The organism is Actinomadura keratinilytica (assembly GCF_039539665.1).
GTDB classification, from domain to species: Bacteria; Actinomycetota; Actinomycetes; order Streptosporangiales; family Streptosporangiaceae; genus Spirillospora; species Spirillospora keratinilytica.
The window spans coordinates 14,859-39,138 of record NZ_BAABDO010000044.1; the positions used below are offsets into that span (position 1 = coordinate 14,859).

At 72.8% G+C, this 24,280-nt stretch carries 18 protein-coding genes and 2 pseudogenes; 11 read left to right on the plus strand and 9 right to left on the minus strand.

Annotated elements, in window-relative coordinates:
- Positions 1–36 precede the first annotated feature (36 nt).
- From ABD879_RS16035 to ABD879_RS16055, 5 genes are read left to right on the plus strand one after another with little or no spacing between them, the layout of a single operon-like run.
- Positions 37–1,695 carry an SseB family protein gene (locus ABD879_RS16035; RefSeq protein WP_345022214.1) on the plus strand — a complete coding sequence of 553 codons (1,659 nt, stop codon included), beginning with the start codon at positions 37–39 and terminating at the stop codon, positions 1,693–1,695.
- On the plus strand, positions 1,692–2,060 hold the full coding sequence (locus tag ABD879_RS16040) for a hypothetical protein (protein ID WP_345022215.1): 369 nt from the start codon (positions 1,692–1,694) through the stop codon (positions 2,058–2,060). Before ABD879_RS16035 ends, ABD879_RS16040 begins: the two co-directional genes overlap by 4 nt.
- A gap of 26 nt (positions 2,061–2,086) precedes the next feature.
- Complete coding sequence (locus tag ABD879_RS16045) at positions 2,087–2,839, plus strand: LamB/YcsF family protein (RefSeq protein WP_345022216.1); 753 nt, start codon at positions 2,087–2,089, stop codon at positions 2,837–2,839.
- On the plus strand, positions 2,836–3,453 hold the full coding sequence (gene pxpB, locus ABD879_RS16050) for a 5-oxoprolinase subunit PxpB (protein ID WP_345022217.1): 618 nt from the start codon (positions 2,836–2,838) through the stop codon (positions 3,451–3,453). Before ABD879_RS16045 ends, pxpB begins: the two co-directional genes overlap by 4 nt.
- Entirely contained in the window at positions 3,450–4,310 is an 861-nt protein-coding gene (locus ABD879_RS16055) for a 5-oxoprolinase subunit C family protein (RefSeq protein ID WP_345022218.1), read from the plus strand. Before pxpB ends, ABD879_RS16055 begins: the two co-directional genes overlap by 4 nt.
- Here the strand turns inward: ABD879_RS16055 and ABD879_RS16060 are convergent.
- Positions 4,298–5,038, minus strand: coding sequence for an SDR family NAD(P)-dependent oxidoreductase (locus ABD879_RS16060; RefSeq protein WP_345022219.1), 741 nt, complete (start codon positions 5,036–5,038; stop codon positions 4,298–4,300). The two genes, ABD879_RS16055 and ABD879_RS16060, sit on opposite strands and share 13 nt — an antisense overlap.
- 79 nt (positions 5,039–5,117) lie before the next feature.
- On the opposite strand from ABD879_RS16060, the gene ABD879_RS16065 reads away from it, so the two are divergent.
- A complete protein-coding gene (locus ABD879_RS16065; RefSeq protein WP_345022220.1) occupies positions 5,118–5,705 on the plus strand; it encodes a TetR/AcrR family transcriptional regulator in 588 nt (195 codons plus the stop codon).
- A 105-nt stretch (positions 5,706–5,810) separates the two neighbouring features.
- Here the strand turns inward: ABD879_RS16065 and ABD879_RS16070 are convergent, their stop codons facing one another.
- Positions 5,811–6,893: a winged helix DNA-binding domain-containing protein gene (locus ABD879_RS16070; protein WP_345022221.1), complete on the minus strand. Its 1,083-nt coding sequence runs from the start codon at positions 6,891–6,893 to the stop codon at positions 5,811–5,813.
- 80 nt (positions 6,894–6,973) lie between these two features.
- Positions 6,974–9,598 carry an AAA family ATPase gene (locus ABD879_RS16075; protein WP_345022222.1) on the minus strand — a complete coding sequence of 875 codons (2,625 nt, stop codon included), beginning with the start codon at positions 9,596–9,598 and terminating at the stop codon, positions 6,974–6,976.
- A 304-nt stretch (positions 9,599–9,902) separates the two neighbouring features.
- On the opposite strand from ABD879_RS16075, the gene ABD879_RS16080 reads away from it, so the two are divergent.
- Positions 9,903–10,652 (plus strand): ribonuclease HII, encoded by a 750-nt coding sequence (locus tag ABD879_RS16080; protein ID WP_345022234.1) that lies wholly within the window; start codon positions 9,903–9,905, stop codon positions 10,650–10,652.
- Positions 10,653–10,808: 156 nt separating this feature from the next.
- Positions 10,809–11,447, plus strand: a complete 639-nt coding sequence (locus ABD879_RS16085) for an HhH-GDP family DNA glycosylase (RefSeq protein ID WP_345022223.1) — start codon at positions 10,809–10,811, stop codon at positions 11,445–11,447.
- A 151-nt stretch (positions 11,448–11,598) separates the two neighbouring features.
- On the opposite strand, the gene ABD879_RS16090 is transcribed toward ABD879_RS16085, so the two are convergent.
- The 3 genes from ABD879_RS16090 to ABD879_RS16100 form a co-directional block, all read right to left on the minus strand.
- Positions 11,599–12,909, minus strand: coding sequence for a TerD family protein (locus ABD879_RS16090; RefSeq protein WP_345022224.1), 1,311 nt, complete (start codon positions 12,907–12,909; stop codon positions 11,599–11,601).
- Between the two features lie 160 nt (positions 12,910–13,069).
- Entirely contained in the window at positions 13,070–14,119 is a 1,050-nt protein-coding gene (lplAB, locus tag ABD879_RS16095; RefSeq protein ID WP_345022235.1) for a lipoate-protein ligase LplAB, read from the minus strand.
- A gap of 81 nt (positions 14,120–14,200) precedes the next feature.
- Entirely contained in the window at positions 14,201–14,818 is a 618-nt protein-coding gene (locus tag ABD879_RS16100) for a TetR/AcrR family transcriptional regulator (protein WP_345022225.1), read from the minus strand.
- A 123-nt stretch (positions 14,819–14,941) separates the two neighbouring features.
- Between ABD879_RS16100 and ABD879_RS16105 the strand changes: the two are divergent.
- A pseudogene (locus ABD879_RS16105) lies at positions 14,942–15,241 on the plus strand (Gfo/Idh/MocA family protein); the annotation flags it as partial.
- 28 nt (positions 15,242–15,269) lie between these two features.
- Positions 15,270–16,107, plus strand: a pseudogene (locus ABD879_RS16110) (integrase core domain-containing protein); the annotation flags it as partial.
- A gap of 932 nt (positions 16,108–17,039) precedes the next feature.
- Here the strand turns inward: ABD879_RS16110 and ABD879_RS16115 are convergent.
- The 3 genes from ABD879_RS16115 to ABD879_RS16125 form a co-directional block, all read right to left on the minus strand.
- A complete protein-coding gene (locus ABD879_RS16115; protein WP_345022226.1) occupies positions 17,040–19,862 on the minus strand; it encodes a vitamin B12-dependent ribonucleotide reductase in 2,823 nt (940 codons plus the stop codon).
- 109 nt (positions 19,863–19,971) lie between these two features.
- Positions 19,972–20,448 (minus strand): transcriptional regulator NrdR, encoded by a 477-nt coding sequence (gene nrdR / locus ABD879_RS16120; RefSeq protein ID WP_285496237.1) that lies wholly within the window; start codon positions 20,446–20,448, stop codon positions 19,972–19,974.
- A 2,428-nt stretch (positions 20,449–22,876) separates the two neighbouring features.
- Positions 22,877–23,290 (minus strand): LysM peptidoglycan-binding domain-containing protein, encoded by a 414-nt coding sequence (locus ABD879_RS16125; RefSeq protein ID WP_345022227.1) that lies wholly within the window; start codon positions 23,288–23,290, stop codon positions 22,877–22,879.
- 185 nt (positions 23,291–23,475) lie between these two features.
- Here ABD879_RS16125 and lexA point away from each other — a divergent pair, with 185 nt between their 5' ends.
- A complete protein-coding gene (gene lexA, locus ABD879_RS16130) occupies positions 23,476–24,177 on the plus strand; it encodes a transcriptional repressor LexA (RefSeq protein ID WP_345022228.1) in 702 nt (233 codons plus the stop codon).
- The last annotated feature ends 103 nt before the right edge of the window (positions 24,178–24,280 follow it).

The following is a 24,280-nucleotide window of genomic DNA, read 5'->3' on the forward strand; positions in this document are numbered from 1 at the left end:
ACGGCACATCACCACGGACGCGGGAGTGGGGCCCGATTGGACTGGAACGACTTCGCCAAACGGCTGACCATCGAGCTGCTGCGACTGCCGGTCCGGGCGTTTTTGATCGTGGAGGCGCCGGGCGGTCTGCCGTACGCCCAGGCGATGCGGACGGAGGACGGCCTGGAGGCCGAGGCGGTCAGCAGCGCGTTCCTGCCGCGGCCGCTGTCGCCCGCGCAGGAGCGCCGCCTGGCCGCGCTCGGCTGGCAGCGCCCCGACGAGCGGGGCGGCGGGGACGGCGCCGGCGGCGAGGTGCGGCGCAACTGGTGGTACCGCTTCGACGAGAGCGACGGGTCCTCGCGCGACGACAAGCGGTTCGCCGAGGACTGCGCGATCCTGGCCGGGATGATGATCAACGCCTTCCGCGAGGTGCACGGCCTGTCCGACCCCCGCGGGCTGGTGTACCAGGCGGCGCGCACCGGGCCGGAGGGCGGCGTGCTGATGCTGCCGGAGCTGGGCATCCCCCCGGCGCCCGCCGAGGGCGGCGAGGTGGCGGCGCCCGTCGCCGCCGAGCCCTCGCCCGCCGGAGGCGCGTCCGTGGACGCGGCGCTCGCCGACGCCCGTGAGCGCGGCGACCAGGAGGGCTACCTGCGTCTGCTCTCCGGGGCCACGCTGTACCTTCCGGACCCCGGCCGGTCCGAGGGCCCCGGGGGCGGCGACGGGCGGCACTACGCGACCGCGCGGATCGGTGAGGGGACGTTCGTGCTGGCGTTCACCTCCCCCGAGGCCATGGACGCGTCCCTGCGCGGCCAGGCCGTGCACCATCGGACGAGCACCCTGGAGGAGCTGGCCCGGCACTGGCCGCATCCGGACTGGCAGCTTGCGGTCAACCCCGGCCTCCCCAGCGCCGCCTACCTGGACGCTCCGGCGCTGGCCCCTCAGCGCCCCGGGGGTAACGGGTCGGCCCCCGGGCAGGAGACCGCGCCGGCCTCTGGGCGGGAAGCCGGGCCGCCCTCCGGTCAGGACGCTGGGCCGGGCGCCGGGCGGGAAGCCGGGCCGGGCGCCGGGCGAAGCGCCGGGCAGGGGGACGCCCCGGAAGGCGCTCCCCCCGTCCGCAGGGCCGCCGCGCAGTCGGCGGCCAACGGCGGCGAGGCCGTGCGGCCCCCGCAGCACGAGAAGGCCACCGACACGACCGTGATGCAGAAGGTCGTGCGTCCCGACCACGTGGCGCACTACGTGGAGGGCGGCTACGACCTGGTCGCCGGGTACGTGCACCGGTTGCAGGACGTGCGCGAGCTGAACACCCCCTCGCGGCTCGTGCACGGGCTCGGGCTGGTGTGGGAGGGGTCGCCGTTCTCCGCGCAGGACGAGGAGATCCACGTCATCCGCTGGCAGGCCGTCCGCCCCGCCCTCTACCGCAGGCCGCTCGGCGGCATCGACGAGTGGAGCATGAGCATCATCCCCGGGGGCTGGGTCATCGAGAAGGCGCCGTTCCACGGCTCGGGGTACGCGTCCGGGGACGGCCCGGCCATCCCCGAGTTCAAGGTGGACAGCCTGCGTCTCCCGCACGGCGCCGAGATGTGGCGTCTCGACCGCTCCGGGGCGGAGACGCTGGTGGCCGCCTACGACGCCGACCACCGCCGTTGGAGGCGGTGCGACGGCGACAACGCCGCCCCTGGGCGGTACCCACGGGAACGGGCGGGAGGACAGGGATGACGATGCGGCACGGGTACTACGCGAAGTGGCGCGGCACCGACTACGAGGCGAGCCCGGACGGCGACACCGTCCGGCTGTACCTGCCGCGTCCCGCGGACGGGTTCACGCAGGTCGCCCCGGACCGGTACGTGCGGGTGGTGCCGGCCGCCGAGGTCGACCGCCTGCACTACGTCAGGACGCGGTGCAGCTGGCGCGGCGAGCCGTTCGTGGTGCTCGGCGAACACGGGGAGTGGCTGCGCGTGGAGTACACGGGGGGCAGGGCGCCGGTCGCCGAGCGGCTCGGCCTGGAGCCGTTCGACCGGGGCGTGTACCAGGCGTGGGCGCCGCGCGGCGAGGTCCGGGACGTGCACGAGGAGACCGTGTAGGCCGCCGCGGTGGTAGATCTGGTGGCATGGCGGTCATCGACATCAACGCCGATCTCGGCGAGGGGTTCGGCATCTGGACGCTGGGCGACGATGCCGCGCTGCTCGACGTGATCACCAGCGCGAACGTGGCGTGCGGGTTCCACGCGGGCGATCCGCTGATCATGCGGCGGGTGTGCGCGGCCGCGGTGGAGCGCGGGGTGCGGATCGGCGCGCAGGTGTCGTACCGCGACCTGGCGGGGTTCGGGCGCCGCGAGATGGACGTGGCCCCGGCCGAACTGACCGCCGACGTGCTCTACCAGATCGCGGCGCTGGACGGCATCGCCCGTGCCGAAGGGGGCCGCGTCTCCTACGTCAAGCCGCACGGCGCGCTCTACAACCGCATCGCCCGCGACCCCGTCCAAGCGCGCGCGGTGACGGACGCGGTGCGCGCCTACGACGCGTCCCTGCCCGTCCTGACGCTGCCCGGGTCGTCGGTGTACGAAGCCGCCGACGGCCTGACCGTGGTGGCCGAGTGCTTCGCCGACCGCGCCTACACCCCGGAGGGGGCGCTGGTGTCGCGCCGCGAGGCGGGCGCGGTCATCCACGACCGCGACGCCGTGGTGGAACGGGCCGTGCGGATGGCGGTCGAGGGCACCGTCGTGGCGGTGGACGGCACCGAGGTGACGCTGAACGCGCGCTCCCTCTGCGTCCACGGCGACACCCCCGGCGCGGTGGAGCTGGCCCGGGCCGTGCGCGCCGCGCTGGCCGAGGCCGGGGTGCGGCCGGAGCCGTTCGCATGAGGGTCCGCAGGGCGGGCGACACGGCGCTGCTGGTGGAGGTGGACGACCTGGCGACCGCGCACCGGCTGAACGCGGCCGTCCGCGCCGCGGGGCCGCCGGGCGTGGTCGACGTGGTCCCGGGCGAGCGCACGGTGCTGGTGGTCGCCGACCCGGCGTGCTGCGACCTCGCCGCCCTGGCCGCCCGCCTGCCCAGGCTGCCGCTGCCCGACTCGGCGTCCGGCGACGCGCCGCCGGTGGAGATCCCGGTGGTGTACGACGGGGCGGACCTGGACGAGGTCGCCGAGCTCACCGGGCTGTCGCGGGCCGAGGTGGTCCGGCGGCACGCCGCGGCGTCCTACACCGTCGCCTATCTCGGCTTCTCCCCCGGCTTCGGGTACCTGACCGGTCTGGACCCGGCGTTGCACGTTCCGCGCCGCACGTCGCCCCGCACGGCCGTGCCGGCGGGCTCGGTGGCCATCGCCGGGCCGTACAGCGCGGTGTACCCGTCCCGTTCGCCAGGGGGCTGGCGGCTGCTCGGCCGCAGCGACCTGCCCCTGTGGGACGTGCGGCGCGACCCGCCGTCCCTGCTGCAGCCGGGCACCCGCGTGCGGTTCGTTCCGCAGGAGACGCCGTGATCGAGGTCGTGCGGCCCGGGCCGCTGGCGACGGTGCAGGACCTGGGCAGGCCCGGGCACGCGCACCTGGGCGTCCCCCGGTCCGGGGCGGCCGACGAGCGCGCACTGCGGCTGGCCAACCGCCTCGTCGGCAACCCCGAGGGCGCGGCCGGTGTGGAACTCACCCTCGGCGGCGCCGCGCTGCGCTTCCACGCCCGCTCCTGGATCGCCGTGGCGGGCGCGCCACTGCCGGTGCGGATCGACGGCCGTCCCCACGGCATGAACGCGCCCTGCCACGTGCCGGCGGGCGCCACCGTGGAGTTCGGCACGCCGCTCGCGGGGCTGCGCAGCTATGTGGCGGTACGGGGAGGTGTGGCGGTCGACGAGGTGCTGGGGAGCCGTTCCACCGACCTGCTGTCCGGGCTGGGGCCCGCGCCCCTGTCGGCGGGCGAGTTGCTGCCGGTGGGCCCCCTCGATTGCCATGCCGACATCCACGTGGACGTGGCGCCCGTACCGGCGCTGCCCGAGGTGCCGCAACTGCGGGTGGTGCCCGGCCCCCGCGACGACTGGTTCGCCGAGGACGCGCTCACCACGCTCACGTCCACGCCCTACGAGGTCACCGCGGACAGCAACCGCGTCGGCGTCCGCCTGGACGGCGCCCCCCTGACCCGTGCCCGGCACGGGGAGCTGGGCAGCGAGGGCATGGTCACGGGGGCGATCCAGGTGCCGCCCAGCGGGCTGCCCATCATCTTCCTCACCGACCACCCGACGACCGGGGGCTACCCTGTGGTGGCGGTCGTGGTGTCGGACGACGTCCCGCTGGCCGCCCAGCTCCGCCCGGGCCAGCGCGTGCGCTTCCGGACGGGTCAGGCCAGGTAGCCGCCGTCGATCGGCAGCACGGCACCGGTGATGAACGAGGCGCCGGGGCTCGCCAGGAACACCACTCCGGCGGCGACCTCCTCCGGGCGCCCGTACCGGCCCATCGCGTTCATCGCGCGCTGGGCGTCGGAGGTCGGGCCGTCCGGCGGGTTCATGTCGGTCGCCACCGAACCGGGCTGGACGACGTTCACCGTGATGCCGCGCGGCGCCAGGTCGTGGGCCGCGCCCCGGCTGTAGCCGATGACCGCCGCCTTGGTCGCCGCGTAGTCGGCGACGGCGGGCTTGCCGGCCCGGGCGGCCAGGTTGGAGCCGATCGTGATGATCCGCCCGCCGTCCTCGAGCACCCGGGCCGCGGCCCGGATCGCCGCCGCCACGCCGGCGACGTTCACCGCGTACATGCGGTCCAGCGCCGCGCGGTCGGCGCCGGCCTCGTCCGTGCGCGCCCGCGTGATGACGGCCGCGTTGTTGACCAGGACGTCCAGCCGCCCGAACTCCTCGGCGACCGTCTTGACCAGCCGTTCGACCTGGGCGGGGTCGCCCTGGTCGGCGCGGTGCGCGGCGGCGCGGCGGCCCCGCCCCTTGATGTCGGCCACGACCTGCAGCGCCTTGTCCTGCGCGGCCGTGTAGCTGATCGCCACGTCGGCGCCCGCGTCGGCCAGCGCCCGCGCGGTCGCCGCGCCGATGCCCCTCGATCCGCCGGTCACCAGCGCCACCCTGCCGTCGAGCATGCCGCCTCCATTTCATACCGATCGGTACTAATTTCGGGGAAGTACTATACCGATCGGTACGAAACGAGGTGAGGAGCACATGGGAGCGGGCCGACCACGCGCCTTCGACGTCGACGAGGCCCTGGACCGCGCGCTGGAGGTGTTCTGGCGGCAGGGCTACGAGGGCACCGCCCTGTCCGACCTGACCGCCGCGATGGGCATCAGCCGGCCCAGCCTCTACGCCGCCTACGGCAACAAGGAGGCGCTGTTCCGCAAGGTCCTGGACCGCTACCTGGACGGCCCCGGCGGATACCTCCGGCAGGCCCTCCTCGCCCCCACGGGCCGCGCCGTCGCCGAGGAGCTGCTGCGCGGCGCCATCCGCGCCACCACGGCCGAGGGCCGCCCCCGCGGCTGCCTGGTCGTCCAGTCCGCCCTCGCCACCGGGGAGGACGCCACCCCCGTCCGCCGGCACGTCCTCGCGCACCGCCGCGCCTCCCAGGCGGCGCTGCGCGAACGTCTGGAACGTGCCCGCGCCGAAGGCGACCTCCCTCCCGATGCCGACACCGCCGCCCTGGCCCGCTATCTGTGGACGACCGTCTACGGCCTGTCCGTCCAGGCCGCGGGCGGCGCAGCCCGCGAAGACCTCGAACGGGTCGCCGAGCTGGCCCTCAGCACCTGGCCCTCCTGACCCCAGCCCCCTTGCGCAGCCGGCGCCCCCAGAACCGGCATGTCACCGGGCAGCGTGCGGCAAGCCGGGGTGCGCGCCCGGCCACGGCGCGGCGGGGGCCTCCGGTCAGGCCGCCGACAGGGACCGCACGCGGGCGATCTCGGCTTCGAGAGGACCGGCCGGGAGGTCCTCGAAGGGGGTCACGGCGACCTCGCCGTCCTCGGCCTCCCAGGTTCCGGCGACCCGGCCCTCGTAGAGGACCACCGGGGCGATCCAGCCCGCGGCGCGGCTGACCTCGGCACGCCGCTCGGCCGGGATGAGGTACGCGGCGTTCGTCCCGGCGCCGAGCACGTACGGGTCGAAGCCCCCGAGCAGGCGCACCGACCGCGACGGCTCGGTCGCGGCCAGCTCGTCGGCGTGCTCGGCGAGCACGTACATCGGCTCCCCGTCGACCTCGACGGTCGCCAGCTCGTCGGCGAGCGCCGCGAACCAGCCCTTGAGGTCCCGCTTGCGGCTGCCGCCGCGGGTCAGCCAGTTGTCGAACGCCTGCGGCGTCGCCGGACCGTGCGCGCCCAGATAGGCCCGGATGACGGTGCGGGCGGCCTCCTCCGGCGGCGGCAGGCCGCGCCAGCCGGGCAGGCCCTCCGGCGACGTGAACGTCACGCGGCTGCCCCGGGAGGGGCCGTGGCACAGCACGCCCCACCACGCCAGCGGCTTCAGCAGCGTGCCCCAGCCGGAGCCGAGCACCTCGGCCAGATGGGCCGAGCCGGTCTCGTCGACGATCGCGGCGGTGAGCTCCTGGCGGGTGAGCGCCTTCCCGCCCGCCAGCGCGCCGGCCGCCGCGGCCGCGATCGCCTCCAGGTCGGCGGGCGTGGCGCCGAAGGTCCGCTGCCAGCTCGGTTTCTCCCAGTTGCGGAGCGTGCCGCACAGGGCGAGGTAGGCGCCGGCCTCCTCAACGGGAAGCAGATGCAAAGTTCCGCGCATCGCCCAGGTCTTGACGAGCGTCCGCTCCTCCCACAGCGCCCTCGGCACGTCCCCCGGGACGGGGCGGGCCTGCCGCACCGCCACGGCCAGCTCGGCCGCCGAGGCGACCTGGGCCTGCACCCCGGCCAGCCGCCGCGCGATGCCGACGGCCGACCCGTCCCCCGGCGGATCGACGAACTGCCGCCGCATCCGCCAGGCCAGCACCTGCCCCCACGAAACCGCCATGCACCGATTGAACCCCGCCCCACCGACAATCCGGGCGGGGCCGCGCCTGTGCCCGCGTCGCGGCCCGTGCCGAGGCCGGGTCAGCCGACCCGGCCCGCGAGCTCGGCCAGGGCGGCGCGGACGTCCTCGGCGGTCAGGACGGTGAGGTCGGCGGGGGTGGCGGCCGCGCCGAGCCCGGCCGCGCGCAGGGCCCGCGACGCGCACGCCTTCTCGTACACGGAGCGGGCGAAACGGCCGTTGCCCAGCTCGTCGACGCGCCCGAGCCCGCACGCCCGCTGGAACACCAGGGCCAGGTCGTCCAGCGCGCGTTCCTCCCAGCGGTCCCCGTTCTCCTCGGCGATCAGCTGCGCGATCTGCAGCAGCTCGTCGGGGCCGTAGGAGGGGAAGTCGACGCGGACGTCGAACCGCGAGGCCAGCCCCGGATTGGACGCCAGGAAGCGCTCCATCTCCTCGGCGTACCCGGCCAGCACGATCACCAGGCGGTCGCGGTCGTCCTCGGCGCGCTTCAGCAGCGTCTGCACGGCCTCGGCGCCGAACGCGTCGCCGCCGGTGTAGCCGGGGTTGCTCAGCGCGTACGCCTCGTCGATGAACAGCACCCCGCCCAGCGCCGAATCGATCACCTTGTTGGTCTTGATGGCGGTGCCGCCGAGGTGGTCGCCGACCAGGTCGGCCCGCTGCGCCTCCACCACCTCGGGACGGGCCAGCAGGCCGAGTGCGGCGAACACCCGGCCGAGCACCCGCGCCACCGTGGTCTTGCCGGTGCCGGGCGGGCCGGTGAACACGAAGTGCCGGGTCGGCGGGCGGGTGACCAGGCCCTGCTCCGCGCGCATCCGGGCCACCTGCAGCTGCGCGGCGATCTCCCGGACCTGCCGCTTCACCGGGGCCAGCCCGATCATGGCGTCCAGCGAGCCGAGCGCCTCGTCCAGGGTCGGGGTCTCGGCGTAGCCGCGGTACCGCTCGGTGATCTCGGCGAACGCGGTGTCGACGTCCTCGGCGCGCAGGGTCACCAGCTCCTCGGCGGTGGGCCGCCGCCCCCGCGCGGCGGCCGCGTCCATGACCCGCACGTCGCGGGCGCGGGCGGCGGCCTCGGTGAGCGACCGGACGAACCTGCCGTTGCCCAGCTCGTCGACGATCCCGCGCCGCTCCACCTCCTCGAAGCGGGCGCGCAGGCGGCGCCGCGCGCCCTCGTCCAGCCGGTCGTCGCGCAGCCCGACCTGGTACTCGGCGATGCGCAGCAGCTCGGCGGGCCGGTAGCCGGGGAAGTGCACGCGGGTGGCGAACCGCGAGGCCAGGCCCGGGTTGGACGCCAGGAACCCGGTCATCTGCGGCTCGTACCCGGCCAGGATGACCACCAGGTCGCCGCGGTCGTCCTCGGCGCGTTTCAGCAGCGTCTGCACGGCCTCGGCGCCGAACCGGTCGATCTGGCCCTCGGCGGCGTTGACCAGCCCGTACGCCTCGTCCACGAACAGCACCCCGCCCAGCGCCGAGTCGACCAGCCGGTTGGTCTTGATCGCGGTCGCGCCGAGGTACTCCCCCACCAGGTCGGCGCGGTGCGCCTCCACCACCTTCGGCGTGGGCAGCAGCCCGAACGCGTAGAAGATCTTGGCGAGGATGCGGGCGACGGTGGTCTTGCCGGTGCCGGGCGGGCCGACGAACACCAGGTGCGGCAGCGGCTTCGCGGTGGGCACCCCGGCGGCCGCGCGCAGACGCGCGGCCTCGATGGACGCGGCGATCGCCCGGACCTGCCGTTTGACCGGCTCCAGGCCGACCATCGCCTCCAGTTCGGCCATCGCCTCCTCGACCGAGATCTCCGGCCGCCCGTCCGCGCTCCGCCCGTCCGGTCCGCCGACCGGGGCGGACATCGGGGCGACGGCCGCCCGTGCCTGCTCCCGGGCGGTGGCGGCGGCCCTGGCGTGGGAGGCGGCGCGTTGCTCGTAGGCCGCCTGTGTGGCCGCGGGCACGCCCGTAGGGAACCCCTCGGTGCGGCCGGGCGCGCCGGGGCGCCTCCCCGGGGGGCGCTTGCGCGGTTGCGGCCTGCCGTCAAGGAGCGGCGTGGGACCGCCCTCTCCGGAGGTGCGCAGCGGCGGCTCGCCGCCTCCGGTCATGCCGGCCTGCTCCTGCACCCAGCCGGTGTCGTACGCCTCCGCGGACATGGCCCGGCGCGCCTGGTCCCACCGGTAGGCGAGCACGGCCGAAGCGGCCAGCCAGGCGGGTGCCACGTGCAGCCCCGGCAACGGATGGACGGTCGCGGCGGCGGTGAGCCCGGCCGCCGCCAGTGCGAGCAGCGCGGTGCGCCAGGGCGCGTACCCGCGCAGCCGCAACGCCACGAACGCCACCGGCAGCGCCAGCAGCCCCAGCAGGAGCGGGGCGTTCAGGTACGGGTCGTCGGCGCGTTCGGGGTACAGCCGTCCCAGCGGCACCGACACCGCCAGCCACGCCGCGATCACCGACACGACGGCCATGCCCGCCGGCGACCGCAGCGTCAGGTGCACCACGACCATCAGGATGACCGTGAACACGGCGGCGCTGAGCACCGGCCCGTTCAGGACCACCGCGACCGACACCACCAGCGCGACCCCCAGCACCGCCCCCAGGAACCGCAGGCCGGGCTGTATTTGGAAGTAACGCACACGCAGGCGCTCGAAAAGATCCCGCGCTGCGGTGCCCAGCGGCGGGCGGGAGCGGGACCTGCCGAACAATGCCATCAAGGCGAGTAAAGCGCAGGACCCCTCGGATCGGCACCATCTGAACGCGGTTCGTTGCGCCGTGCCGGGTGGGACACGGCCCCGGGCCGGCCCCCTGCCTGCGCCCCCACGCCATCGGCGGGTCGTGCCGCACGTCACCGGCGGCCGACGCCGTTGAGATCATCTTCGCGCTCGGCCGTGGCGAGCCCGCCCGCGACGGGGGCGGCGCCTCTACGATCGAACGGCCGCGGACACCCCCGTCCGCTCGGATCAGCACTTTGGTACGGGAGAGCATGTGACGGACGCCACCGACGCGCTGCCGGGCCTGGAGCCGTCGGCCGGACCGGAGGCGGCGCCTCCGTCGGCCGGGTACGAGATCGAGCGGGAGCTGCGCGCGGCCCTCGGCGCGCGGCGCATCGCCGGGGTGGACGAGGTGGGGCGCGGCGCGTGGGCCGGGCCCGTCGTGGTGTGCGCGGCGGTCGCCGACCTCTCGCCGCCGCCCGAGCTGCCGGGACGGGGCGGCCGCACGATCCGGCTGACCGACTCCAAGCTGCTGTCGGCGGCGCACCGGGAGGCGTTCGCCGAGGTGCTGCCCGGTTGGCTGACCGCGTACGCGTTCGGCTCGTCGGCCCCGGAGGAGATCGACGAGGTCGGCATGACCGAGGCGCTGCGCCGGGCCGCCGTCCGCGCCCTGGAGGCGCTGCCGGAGCCGCCCGACGCCGTCATCCTGGACGGCAAGCACGACTACATCGGCCCGGCGTCCGGAGGGCGCCGGTGGCGGGCCCGCTGCGAGATCAAGGCCGACCAGCGCTCGGTGACGGTGGCGGCGGCGTCGGTGCTGGCCAAGGTGCACCGCGACCGGCTCATGGCCGCCCTCGACGCGCAGTTCCCCGGGTACGGCTTCGCCGACAGCGCCGGGTACCCGTCCCCCGTCCACCAGAAGGCCCTCGAGGAGTCCGGCCCGACGCCGCACCACCGGCTGTCCTGGTCCTATATGGACGAGCTGCCCCGCTGGCGGCACCTGAAGAAGCACCGCGACCCGCTGGCGGGCGAGGGGCAGCTGAGCCTTCTGTGACCGTCTCTCCGGCCGTCCGCCGCGATGTGAACGCTCCAAACCGACAAATCCTACATATCGCGAACATTCGGGCGCGTGGCCGCGTCCGGCACCGCGTCGGCGGGAGTCATCCGCGCCTGCCTGGGTAAAAGCGCGGAGTGACGGGAGGTGCGTGTCATGGACGCTGTCGTGAAGAGGCTGCTGCGCGAGGCGGGCGAGACCTACGCCGAGGAGGCGGGTGTTCCGCTCAAGGACCAACCCGCCGCCCTGTGGAAGCTGCTGGTCCTGTCCAACCTCCTCAGCGCCCGGATCTCCACCGAGATCGCGATGGCGGCCGCCCGTCAGCTGTTCGAGGCCGGCGGCGGCACCGCACGCGGCATGGCCCGGCTGACCTGGCAGCAGCGGGTGGACGCGCTCGGCCGCGGCCATTACGCCCGCTACGACGAGAGCACCGCCGGTCACCTGGGCGATATGGCCGAGCTCGTCCAGGAGAAGTACAACGGCGACCTGCGGCGGCTGGCGATCGAGTCGGAACGCGACAGGGAGCGCGCCGGCCAGCTGCTCCGCGAGTTCCCCGGCATCGGCCCGGCCGGCGTGGACATCTTCTGCCGCGAGGCCCAGGCCATGTGGCCGTGGCTGCGCCCCTACTTCGACGAGCAGGCCCTCAAGGGCGCCGAACGCCTGGGCCTGCCCAAGGATCCCAAGCGGCTCGCCGACGAAGTCCCCGAAAAGGATCTGGCCCGCTTCGCCGCAGCCCTCGTCCGCGTGGCCCGCAACAAGGATCTGGCCGACTCCATCACCAAGAACGGCACGTGACCCCCGGTTTTCCGTAGTAGGCGGCCCCCGGGAGCACCTGTCGTTCAGGGGGCCGCCGTCATGCGGAACCTCGGCCCGGCTGTCCGACAACGAGAGCAGCCTCGGCACATCATATGGAAGGACGCGCCGCAGCGACGGCCGGCTCGGCCGTTCAGTCCTTGCCGCGTGAGGCGACCCACTCCAGGTTCCAGCCGTACGCCTGGTCGACGGCCAGCTTCCCCCAGCGCGGACGACCGGGCGGCGGGAGGATGTACCGTCCTTCACGGCGCACCACCAGTTCGCCGCCCACGTTCTCGATCAGGGCGAGCACGACGTCGCGGGAAGCGTCGACGCAGTCGTCCATGCGCATCTCGATGGGCGCGGCACCGCGCGGGTAGAGGGTGGCGACCGCGTCCAGCCCGCGGAAGTCGTCGGCGCCGTCGTAGATCTCGGCGAACACCAAGATCCTTCTGAAGTCGGCGGTGTGGTCCAGATTGATGGTCAGGTTCTCGCCCGTCTCCACGGTGCCGGAGCGGTCGTCGCGGTCGAGCTGGATGTACGGGGGCCGGTCCAGCGCACCGAAGTCGCCGATGGCGTGCACGATCCCCTTGCGCCCGTCCTTCAGCTCCCACAGCGCGCACAGGTCGAGGTCCAGGTCCACGCCGCGGCGGAGCTTGCCCAGCAGCCCTCGGGCCGCGCCCGGCCGCGCGGACCAGTTCAGGTTGACCCGCATATGCCCGGACGTGGCGCCGTGCTTGGTCAGCGACACCGACGGCGCGCTCTTGGTCAACGAGACCACGCCACCCGGCTGAGGCGCAGGCGCCGCCTGCTGGGGCGGTGCGAACCGCGCAGGAGGCGCCGCCTGCGCCGGTGGAACGGTTTGCACGGGCGGTACGGGCGGCGCGGGTTGCACAGGCGGCATCGGCCGCACGGGCGGAGGCGGCGGAGCGCTCTGCCCCGGGTCGTCAACGGTGATGCCGAAGTCGGTGGCCAGCCCGGCGAGTCCGGTGTCGTAGCCCTGTCCGACCGCCCGGAACTTCCAGGCCCCCTGCCGCCGGTAGAGCTCGCCCAGGACGAACGCGGTCTCGGTGGTCGCGCCCGGGTTGTCGAAGCGAGTCACCTCGGCACCGGTCGCCGCGTCCAGCAGCCGTACGTACAACCCCTGGAACTGGCCGAACGTCCCACCGTCCGCCGACGCCGCGATCACGATGCGCTGCACGTCGGGCTCGACCCGTCCCAGATCGACGCTCAGCACGTCGCGCACGGTCGGCCCCTGCTGCTTGCCCTCGTGCCGGACCGCACCCGATACGTGGACGGGCTGGTTGTAGAAGACGAAGTCATCGTCGGAACGCACCTTGCCCGCATCCGTGAGCAGCAGCGCCGACGCGTCGGCATCGGGCACTCCGGGCCCGCCCCGCCAGCCCATTTCGACACGCACGGATGGAACAGGCACCGGCGTGTTGGCGCCCTTCTGCAACGTCATGAACGTTCCTCCCGGATCCACTGGCCACCGGCCCTGACCCCGCCCGGACCGCGCGCCAAAGCCCGCCCGCGTCCAACCTACGGCCTAGCCCCGCCCACGGGCGACCTCTGCCCAAGGGCTTGCCACTAGCGGCCGGTGGGGGGCGTGCCGGGGCGGAAGGTCAGGGGACGCGGGCGGTCCAGGCCGGGTCGGTGAACTTCTCCGCCACCAGCTTCTCCGCCGTGCGCAGTTCTTCTTCGGTGAGCCGGTCGTCGGTCAGCCCGTAGCGGCTCCGGAAGTGGGCGACCATCCGTTCGATGATCTGCTCGCGGGGCAGACCGGTCTGCCGCCGCAGCGGGTCGACGCGCTTGTTGGCGCTGGCGATAGCCTTGTCAGAGATCTTCTCGCGGCCGATGCGCAGCACCCGGGTGAGCTTGTCGGCGTCGATGTCGTAGGCCATGGTCACGTGGTGCAGGACCGCGCCGGCCACCAGGCGCTTCTGCGCCGCTCCGCCGATCTTGCCCTGGTCGGAGGCGATGTCGTTGAGCGGCTGGTACCACGCCTTGACGCCCAGTTCACCGAGCGCGCCCAGCACCCAGTCATCGAGGAAGGCGTAGCTCTCGGCGAACGACATGCCCGCCACCAGCGACTCGGGCACGTACAGCGAGTAGGTGATGGTGTTGCCCGGCTCGACGAACATCGCGCCGCCGCCGCTGATGCGGCGCACCACCGTGACGCCGTAGCGCTCGGCCGCGGCGGCGTCGACCTCGTTGCGCACCGACTGGAAGCTACCGATGATCACTGCCGGCGAGGCCCACTCCCAGATGCGCAGTGTCGGCGGGCGCCGTCCGGCGCCGACCTCCACGGCCAGCACCTCGTCGAGCGCCATGTGCAGCGCGGGTTCCTGCGGGCCCTCGTGGATCAGCCGCCAGTCGTGGTCGTGCCAGTCGGACGCGCTGGTGAGCGCCCGCCGCACGGCGATGCCCACCGCCTCGGCGGACAGCCCGAGCATGACCGTGCCCTCGGGCAGCCGCGCCTGGACACGGGCGGCGATGTCGCGGGCATCGGCGGCCGCGGGCAGACCTTCGATCGCCGTGTTGATCTCTTCTAGGGCCTCGTCGGGTTCCAGGAAGAAGTCGCCGCTCACCCGTACGTCGCGCAGCCTGCCGTCCGACACGTCCAGATCCACGACGACGAGCTTGCCGCCGGGCGCCTTGTACTCACCGTGCATCACACAGGTAGCAACCTCGGCGCCCCGGCCTGGATTCCGGCTGCTTCGGAAGGCCGCCGGCCGGTTCGGCTCACCCGCGGTTCACGGCACGGAGGGCGGTGGGCCCGGCAGCTCCTCGGGGCGGTCGGTGCGCAGCCCGTCCAGGACGATCTGCAGGTTGCGTTCCCACTGGTGCTCTCCCGCGCGCACACCGAGGGTGTGGTCGCCGGTGGCGACCGACACGAGCAGGAACGCCACGTCGGGCCAGGTGACGTCCGGCCGGACCACGCCGGCCCGCTGGACGCGCTCGACCAGGAGCCGCAACCGTTCCCGCAGGTCCGCCCGGGCGTGATCGAGAGATCCGCCCAGCGCGTCGTTAATGTCGCACAGCTCGTTGCGCAGCCGGATGTAGCCCTGCGCGAACTCGCGGAAGCCCGTCCAGGGGTCGGGATGGGCGAGCGCCTGGTCGGCCCGCGCCACGATTTCGCCGAGCACCTCCTCCAGGACCGCCTCCAGCAGCGCTTCCAGAGAACCGACGCGGCGATAGAACGTGCCGATGCCCACACCCGCGCGACGAGCGATCTCATGCGCCGTGACCTCGCCGCCGATCTCGCGGACGGCCTCCCGGGTCGCGGCCACCAGCCGCTCCAGGTTGCGCCGGGCGTCGGCCCGGGGCCGCCGTCCGGACCCGTCGTCCAACAGCCGGTCCACCGCGCTCATACCGCGATTCTACCAATAACCGGACCCCCTTCCTCCGGTTTAAGTGGACAACTGACGTCCGCTTGAGCTATGGTCGCACAACCGGACGCCACAAGTCCATTTCTTCGAGAAGGGCGGGGAAGCATGAAGACGATCAAGGTCGGTGTCATCGGCGCCGGCCCGGACCGCGGCTGGGCGCGCACGGCGCATGTGCCCGCTCTGCGCGCGCTCCCGCAGTACGAGATCAGCGCGGTGGGCACCACCCGCGAGGAGAGCGCCCGCGAGGCGGCCCGGCTGTTCGGCGCTCCACATGCGTTCACCGACGCCCGCCGGCCGGCCGCCCATCCGGACGTCGACATCGTGGCCGTCACCGTCAAGGTGCCGCACCACGCCGAACTGATCCGGGCGGCCCTGGACGCGGGCAAACACGTGCTCAGCGAATGGCCGCTGGCGCTGACCACCGCCGAGGCCGAGTCGCTGGCCGAGGAGGCCGGCCGCGCCGGCATGCACGACCGCACCCGGCCGCCCTCACCACAGCCCCACCCGGACACCACCGCGCGTCGAGGCGCAGGTGCTCGCCCTGCGCCGGGGCCCACCGCATCGGCCCGGTCCGCCCGCCCCGCCCGCACCGACCTCGCACCGTCCACCGCACACCGCACCCTGGTCCGCCACGGACTGCCACCGCCGGCGGCAGGCGACCGGGCCACCGGCGAACCCGTCCACCGCTTGCGAGCACCGGCACCCCGGAGACCTGGTCCACATCGACGTCAAGAAACCCGGCCGCACCCCCGGACGGCGGCGGACACAAGGTGCTCGGGCGTGCCGCGGGCCGCGCCAACCGCACCGGCACCGCGACGGCGGCGGCCACCTCTACCTGCACACCGCCCCGAACCGACCACTCCCGCCCAGCCGCCCGCCCCCAGAACCTGACCGACCAGACCGCCCCCACCTGCGCCGCGTTCCCGGCCCTCGCCACGACCTTGTTCGCCGCCCGGGCATCACCGTCCGGCGCGTTTTGACCGACAATGCCTGGGCCTATATCAAGACGACCTGGTATGCCACCCGCATGGAGTTGGGCATCAGGCCCCCATTGGACCCGGCCCTGGCGTCCCCAGACCAACGGCAAGGCCGAACGCTCCCACCGCACCCTGCTGGAGGAGTGGGCCTACCAGCGGCCCTACACCTCGGAAATCGAACGGCAGACCGCCTTCGGCGACCGGCTCGACCGCTACAACCACCACCGACCCCACGCCGGCATCGCGGGCCGAGCCCCAGCCGACCGCGTCACCAACCTGTCGTCGAACAGCACAACTAACGCGTCGGCATCAGCCCGGCCTCACGCTTTGGCTCGACCACGATCCACAGAACACGGCGTGGACGGGCCCGTTTGCCACGGCCTCGATCAGCGGAGTCGGCGCCGCGGCCGCGGCGTGGTCATAGGGACGTCGCGCGTCTGGGGCGTGTTTCAAAGTGCGGCGAGCATCGCCGCCATGATCCCGGTTGCAGAGGCCGGGCCCGACAGCGGCAGCGGTCGTCCACCCGCCTTCGACCCGGCCGACCACCGAAGACGCCATCCCGTCGGGCACGGCCGCGCCCTCCCGAACGCCACCGGGCCGTGGACACCCGCCATATCAAGCCCGCTGCCCGCCATCAGGCTCTTCTCCGGCTCCACCTACTCTGCAACACGGCCTAGGTTGTGTCCGGTGGATCATGGCGGCCGCGTGTCCGCCTCCGGTGAAGCCGCCTCATCGACAGAACAAAGCGATCCGAAAAGGCACCGACCTGCCCGAAGTGAGGTGCGGCACCGCCGCCCCGGCGCCCGGCCTGTCACCACCGGCCGGAGCCCCCCGGCCACCGCGCTGCTGCGGATCCACCCTGATCCACCGACAGGCCCCAGGGTGTGTCGTCAAAGTGTCATGGCCACATCGGCAGGGCGGTCGACGTGACGGCGGCTCGAAAGGACTCGGCGGTCCTGCGGTTGCGCGGGTGGCGGCGCCGTGCCGCCGCCCGATGCGGTCGAAGCAGCGCTCGGCGACGCCGCGCCGCCGATGGATGCGCCTGTCGAAGAGCGGCCACATGGTCCGCATCGACCGACCATCCCGCAGCCACTTTGACGACACTGCCTAGGCGCGGGCGATCGTTTGACCGATGCGCCGAAGGGGGAACCGGCGGGCGCCGGTTCCCCCTTCTCAATCAGGCGTCTCAGCGGTCAGGTCGAATGCCGCGTCCGACGTGGCCGGGGTCAGCTGCAGCCGCTGGTGGAGCCGCAGCCTTCGCAGACGTAGCAGCTGCCGGCCGGACGCATCTTGGTGCCGCAGGTCAGGCAGAGGGGCGCGTCGGCGGTGCGGCCCTGGCGGCTTTCGATGACCTCCATCGAGGAGTGCGGCTCGGACCCCACCGCCGGGCGGCGCGGCTCGGCCGGCTTGGCGATCTCCGCGGACTGGGCCAGGATCTCCTGATCGACCTCGGTCTCGGCGTGCAGGGTGGCCGGGTCCTCGCCGTTGGCCTGCATCGCCCGTTCCTCGGCGGTGAGGATGCCCAGTTCGGCGCGGGTCTCGTAGGGCAGGTGGTCCAGCGCCAGGCGGCGGAAGATGTAGTCCATCACCGAGGTCGCCATGCGGATGTCGGGGTCGTCGGTCATGCCGGCGGGCTCGAACCGCATGTTGGTGAACTTCTCCACCCAGGTCTCCAGCGGCACCCCGTACTGGAGGCTGATGGAGATCGCCATGGAGAACGCGTCCATCACGCCGGCCAGGGTGGACCCCTGCTTGCCGAGCTTGAGGAACACCTCGCCGAGGCCGTCGTCGGGGTAGGACGAGGCGGTCATGTAGCCCTCGGCGCCGGCGACGGAGAAGCGGGTGACGGTCGCGGGACGCTGCTTGGGCAGCCGCTTGCGGACCGGGCGCGCGACCTCGACCGGCGCCGGGGCCTCCTCGGTCTTCTCGGCCTTCTTGGCCGCCGACAGCGGCTGCCCGACCTTGCAGTTGTCGCGGTAGATCGCCAGGGCCTTCAGGCCGAGCCGCCAGCCCTCGAAGTAGACCTTCTCGATGTCCTCGACGGTGGCCTGCTCGGGCATGTTGACGGTCTTGGAGATCGCCCCGGACAGGAACGGCTGGACGGCGGCCATCATCCGCACGTGGCCCATCGGGCTGATCGCCCGCTCGCCCATCGCGCAGTCGAACACCTCGTAGTGCTCGGGCCGCAGGCCCGGCGCGTCCACCACGTGGCCGTGCTCGGCGATGTACTCGACGACCGCCTCGATCTGCTCCTGCTGGTAGCCCAGCTTCTTCAGGGCGCGCGGGACGGTGTGGTTGACGATCTGCATCGAGCCGCCGCCGACCAGCTTCTTGAACTTCACCAGGGCCAGGTCGGGCTCGATGCCGGTGGTGTCGCAGTCCATCATCAGGCCGATGGTGCCGGTGGGGGCCAGCAGCGACGCCTGGGCGTTGCGGTAGCCGTTCTTCTCACCGGTCTTCAGGCACTGCTGCCACTGCTTGGTTGCGGCGGCGTGGATGGCCCGGTCCATCTCGTCCAGCGTGCGGATCTCGTCGTTGGCGGCGGCGTGCTTGCGCATGACGCGCTTGTGCGCCTCGGCGTTGCGGGCGTACCCGGCGTACGGGCCGACCACCCCGGCCAGTTCGGCGGAGCGGCGGTAGGCGACGCCGGTCATCAGCGAGGTGATCGCGGCGGCGAGGGAGCGGCCGCCCTCGGAGTCGTAGGCGTGCCCGGTGGCCATCAGCAGGGCGCCGAGGTTGGCGTAGCCGATGCCGAGCTGACGGTAGTCGCGGGTGGTCTTGGCGATCTTCTCGGTCGGGAAGTCGGCGAAGGTGATGGAGATGTCCATCGCCGTGATGATCAGCTCGGTGAGCTTGATGAAGCCGTCGACGTCGAAGGTGTCGTCCTGGCGCAGGAACTTCAGCAGGTTGATGCTGGCCAGGTTGCAGGAGGAGTTGTCCAGGCTCATGTACTCCGAGCACGGGTTGCTGGCGGTGATGCGGCCCGACTCGGGGTTGGTGTGCCAGTCGTTGATCGTGTCGTCGTACTGGATGCCCGGGTCGGCGCACTCCCACGCGGCCTGGGCCATCTGCCGGAACAGGTCGCGGGCCCGGACGGTCTCCACGACCTCGCCGTTCAGGCGGGCGCGCAGCCCGAACTCGCCGTCGCTCTCCACCGCGCGCATGAACTCGTCCGACACGCGCACCGAGTTGTTGGCGTTCTGGTACTGGACGCTGACGATGTCCTTGCCGCCCAGGTCCATGTCGAACCCGGCGTCGCGCAGGGCCCGGATCTTATCCTCTTCGCGGGCCTTGGTCTCGATGAACTCGGCGATGTCGGGGTGGTCGACGTCCAGCACGACCATCTTGGCGGCCCGGCGGGTGGCGCCGCCCGACTTGATCGTTCCAGCGGACGCGTCGGCGCCGCGCATGAACGACACCGGTCCGCTGGCGGTGCCGCCGGACGAGAGCAGTTCCTTGCTGGAGCGGATGCGGGAGAGGTTGACACCGGCCCCGGAGCCGCCCTTGAAAATGATCCCCTCTTCCTTGTACCAGTCCAGGATCGACTCCATCGAGTCGTCCACCGAGAGGATGAAACAGGCGCTGACCTGCTGCGGAGACTTGGTGCCGACGTTGAACCAGACGGGGGAGTTGAAGCTGAACAGCTGGTGGACCAGTGCGTGCTTCAGCTCGTGGTCGAAGATCTGGGCGTCTTCCTCCGAAGCGAAGTAGCCCTCGGCCAGACCGGTGTCAACGTACACCTTGACCACCCGGTCGACCAGTTGCTTGAGACTGTGCTCGCGCTGGGGGGTGCCAAGGGCACCGCGGAAGTACTTCGACGTCACGATGTTGACGGCGTTCACCGACCAGAAGTCGGGGAACTCCACACCGCGCTGCTCGAAGTTGATGGAGCCGTCCCGCCAGTTGGTCATGACAACGTCACGACGTTCCCAGCGGATCGTGTCGTACGGGTGCACGCCGGGCGTGGTGAAGATCCGCTCGATCTTGAGCCCCTTGCGGCTCCCCCTGCCGCGCCGGGCCGCCGACGAGCCGCTCACCGTCTCCGTCATGACCTTCCCCCTCTCGGGCCCTCCCGCCGGGCCCTGTCCAGGAATAACCTCGCCCGTCGGCCGTTTGCTCCCGGCCGCGGACGTTCTCAACAGTCGTGAAGCCCGCCCCTCACAGGGGCCGGCCGGGCTCCCCCGAGGAACCGGCCTTGGTACGCAGTGACTCGATCTCTCTGGCGAAGTCGTCCAGCGTCTCGAAACCCCGGTACACCGAGGCGAACCGCAGGTAGGCGACCTCGTCGAGCTCTCCGAGCGGGCCGAGAATGGCCAGTCCGATCTCGTGCGAGGGGATTTCGGCCGCCCCCGTGGCGCGGATCGCCTCCTCCACCCGCTGCCCCAGCTTGGCCAGCGCGTCCTCATCGACGGGACGGCCCTGGCAGGCGCGGCGGACGCCGGCGATGATCTTCTCCCGGGAGAACGGCTCGGTGACGCCGCTGCGCTTGGCCACCATGAGCAGCACGTTCTCCTGTGTGGTGAACCGCTTGCCGCATTCCGGGCACGACCGGCGGCGGCGGATGGCCGATCCGTCGTCGGTGGAGCGGCTGTCGATCACCTTGGTGTCAGGGTTGCGGCAGAACGGGCAGTGCACGCGTTCCCTCCTCCCCTGACAGATCAAGCCACACGAGAAATCGTCCCCCACAAGACACAACTTGTGGTTAATGACACCCGTGTGACTACTAGATGTTGTGGTCAACCGTAGGGCGCCCGAAGGTGCAACGCAACCTGGATCACCTCCCCCGGCGGTAGACCCTCGTCACACCAGGCCCACTGACGCAGCCCCGGCGTGTCGCCTCCACCGCGCCCCGAAAACCACCGCAAAGCACGCAAAACCCCTTCGCCACAAGGCTTCTCGCGCCTCCCTCCGGCCTCCCCCACCGGGAGGTCACCGCGCACCCTGTACGCCACCCGTAGGTGCCCGGAGAACGCGACATCACTACAGCCGGCCGGCGTGCTGGAGGGTGCGGCATGAGCGACCGCACGCCAACGAATCGGCGCAGGCGACCGACGGCCGCCTGCGCGGTGGACGAGCGCAGGGACTGGCCGACCCAGCATCGTGCAGCCGGAAGCCAGGCCGAAGCAACGCGAGCACATCCCCTGCCACGCCTCGGTCTCGATCCGGCACGGGTCGCACCTGCCAGTGCCTGCGGGAGCCGACCCGGCCACCGAAGCGGCTCTGCGCCCCGCGCACGAGACCGAAACGAGGTGGCAGACGTCGCCCGCGCATCCCTTGGTGCGCATTCGCCAGCCAAGCCTCGCCTGAGCCAGCCGCCACCCTAAACACTTTTCGCCGGGCTCGCACTCGTCCGCCGCGAAAGTGCCCACCATCGTGGTCGGGAACCGCCCACACCGCGTCACCCGAAACGGACCGGGCCCCCGCCCGGGCAGGTCCCCCGCCAGGCTCGGATGCCCCCGTAAGGGCCCCACCCGGCGGCGGTCATGACCGGCACCGCCCGCGTCACTCCGCCCCAACTCTCGGCCGCCTCAGCCACCGACACGGCACTGCGGCTATGGGACCAGACCGAAACACCCCGGCAGACACCACCCGAACACCCCCTAGGTTGTGTCCGGTGGATCATGGTGGATCCGTAGCACTGCGGTGGTCCGTCCTCTCGAGACCGCTGCCATCAATGAATGGCTCCACCGACGTCGAGACACGCCTGTCCGGCGGATCTTGGCACCCGGGTCGTCCCCGCCTGTGCGGCTCCGTGACACCGCCGGTAGCGGGCCGGGACGACAGTCGCCCGCCCGTCTCCGACACAACCGGCCCCACCGACGCCGCAACGTCACCAACCGGCTCTAGTGTCGACGCGGCAGCGCCACTCGCCGCACCAAGCGCGCACCACCGGGGGCTCGGTAGCGGTCGGAGATCTTGTCGTAGCGGGTGGCCGCGGCCCGGTGGCGCTCGAAGTGGTCGACGCCGCACTCCATGGCATGGCGGGCCCTGCAGCCGGCCGGGTCGAAGGGGGTAGACGACCGCCGCTGCCGGGCCTGGGCTCCCGTGGGTCGGAATCGTGGCGGCGATGCCACGGCGACGCTCACCTCACTTCGAAACACGCCTTGATACCCGTACCGGTCCCCCAACCTCAGCCAAGCCAGCCCGCCACCCTGAAGGCGTCTCCCCAGGCCCCGCACCCCCGCTACCAGACCTCCTGCCCCGCCCCGGCAACCCTCATGGTCGAAACCACCCGCACCACGCCACCCCGGGCCCTTCGACCGCCCCGGTCACCAAAGCGGCGCTGCCGCTATGGAACAGGCCGAAACAACCCGGCAGATATCACCCGAACACCCGCAGGTACGCGCACCGCCACCCAAGCCTCGACCAAGCCAGCCCGCCGGCCCCGAAGGCGTCTCCCCGGGCCCTGCATCCCGCGCCCAGACCTCCCCCGTCACGGTCGGAATCGCCCGAACCACGCCATCCCAGCCCGTCGATTCCCCCAGCCACCAAAGCGGCAATGCGGCTATAGGCGAGACGGAGGCAACCGGCGGACATCACCCGGACACCCGCAGGTACGCGCATCGCCGCTCAAGGCTCGGCCGAGCCAGTCCGCCCCCTGAAGGCGTCTCCCCAGGCCCACATCTCAGCAACCAGGACTCTCGCGCCTTCACCCGGCGACCGCCATCGCCCGCATCCCGCCGTCCGGCCCTTCGACTGCCCCGGTCACCGAAGCAGCGCTGAAGCTGTCTTGCAGGTGCACTCGTCGGCGCATGTTCTGGTGCCTTGGCAAGCGGCCGGTCTTGGGCTCTGCGGTGCGTGACGGAGCCGAAACGCCCGGATGGGCGTTGTTCGCGTACCTGTTATGTGCCGGTGCTCTAGCCGCCGGGCGGGCTGGCGGATCCCCGCCGGACTCGGACTTTCCGCCGTCAGGGTGTCCCGCTCCCGGTCGGCGGCTCGGTCCCCGGGGCGCCGGGGGCCGAGCCTTCGGTCATCGCCGCGTCGGCAGGGCAGGTGCCGCCTCCGGCTCGGCGAGCGTGGGCTTGGAGGCCGCTGCGGAAGCGCGACGGCGTGAAGCCGGGGGTCAGTCGTGGGCGGGGAGGCGCAGGCGCTGGCCCGGGCGGACGATCGTGGTGGACAGGTTGTTGAGGTCCATGATGCGGCGGACCAGCAGCTGGGTGTCGTCGCGGGGGCGCTCGCGCCGGGCGATCGTCCACAGTGAGTCGCCGTGGCCGACGACGACCGTCTTGCCCGGGCGGACGCTCGGGTCGGAGGCGTCGGGGCCGCCGGCGCCGGCGCGGGCCGTCGCGGTCAGCCACAGCACGACCAGGAGCGGCACCGCCAGCAGGCCGATCATCACGATGCGGCCGCGTCTGGTCAGCCGCAACTCGTCCCACGCGCCCTCCGCCGGAGCCCCCAGGGGCGGCGCGGGGCGGACATGCGTGGTGAGGGCCGGAGCTTCGGCCGTTATGCAGTGTGGGTGGAGCGAACCCGCCATCTCGGTCCCCTTCGTGACCGACAGCCGATCTTCGAATGAATATTCGATCGAACGTCTGTACGATGTTGTACCGCAGCCCCCCGAGAAACGCGAGTACATTCTTCGAACAATTGTTTGATCATTGCAGCCGGACGCGATAACGTTCGGCGAGGAGTGACAGAGCGAGCGTCGGGAGGCGACGAACAATGACCAAGGTCCGGGAGCTGCCCGACGGCCCCATGGACGAGGCGGGTCTGACCCAGCGGCAGCGCATGGTGCTGGAGGTGATCCGCGACTCGGTGCAGCGCCGCGGCTACCCGCCGTCGATGCGCGAGATCGGCGAGGCCGTCGGCCTGACCAGCACCTCCAGCGTGTCGCACCAGCTGCGCGCGCTGCAGCGCAAGGGATACCTGCGCCGCGACCCCAACCGGCCGCGCGCCGTCGAGGTGCGGGTCCCGGGCGCCACGCCGGTGCGCACCGACACCGACACCCCCGACGCGCCCGGTGCCGGGCAGGACACCGCGCCGCGCCCCGCCCCCGCCTACGTGCCGCTGGTGGGACGGATCGCCGCCGGCGGTCCGATCCTGGCCGAGGAGGCCGTGGAGGACGTGTTCACCCTGCCCAAGCAGCTGGTCGGCGAGGGCACCCACTTCCTGCTGAAGGTCACCGGCGACTCGATGATCGACGCGGCGATCGCCGACGGCGACTGGGTGGTGGTGCGCCAGCAGCCGGTGGCCGAGCAGGGCGACATCGTCGCCGCGATGATCGACGGCGAGGCCACCGTCAAGACCTTCAAGCGCCGCGACGGCCACATCTGGCTGGTCCCCCAGAACCCGGCCTACGAGCCGATCCCCGGCGACGAGGCGTCGATCCTGGGCCGCGTCGTCGCCGTGCTGCGCAAGATGTGACGTCCCGGCCCGGCGCGGCCAGGTCACTCCCGCGCGCCCGTCACCGGCCCCCAGGGCGGTGGCGGGCGTTCGCGTGCGCCCCGCATTCGACGCGGGGGGCGTC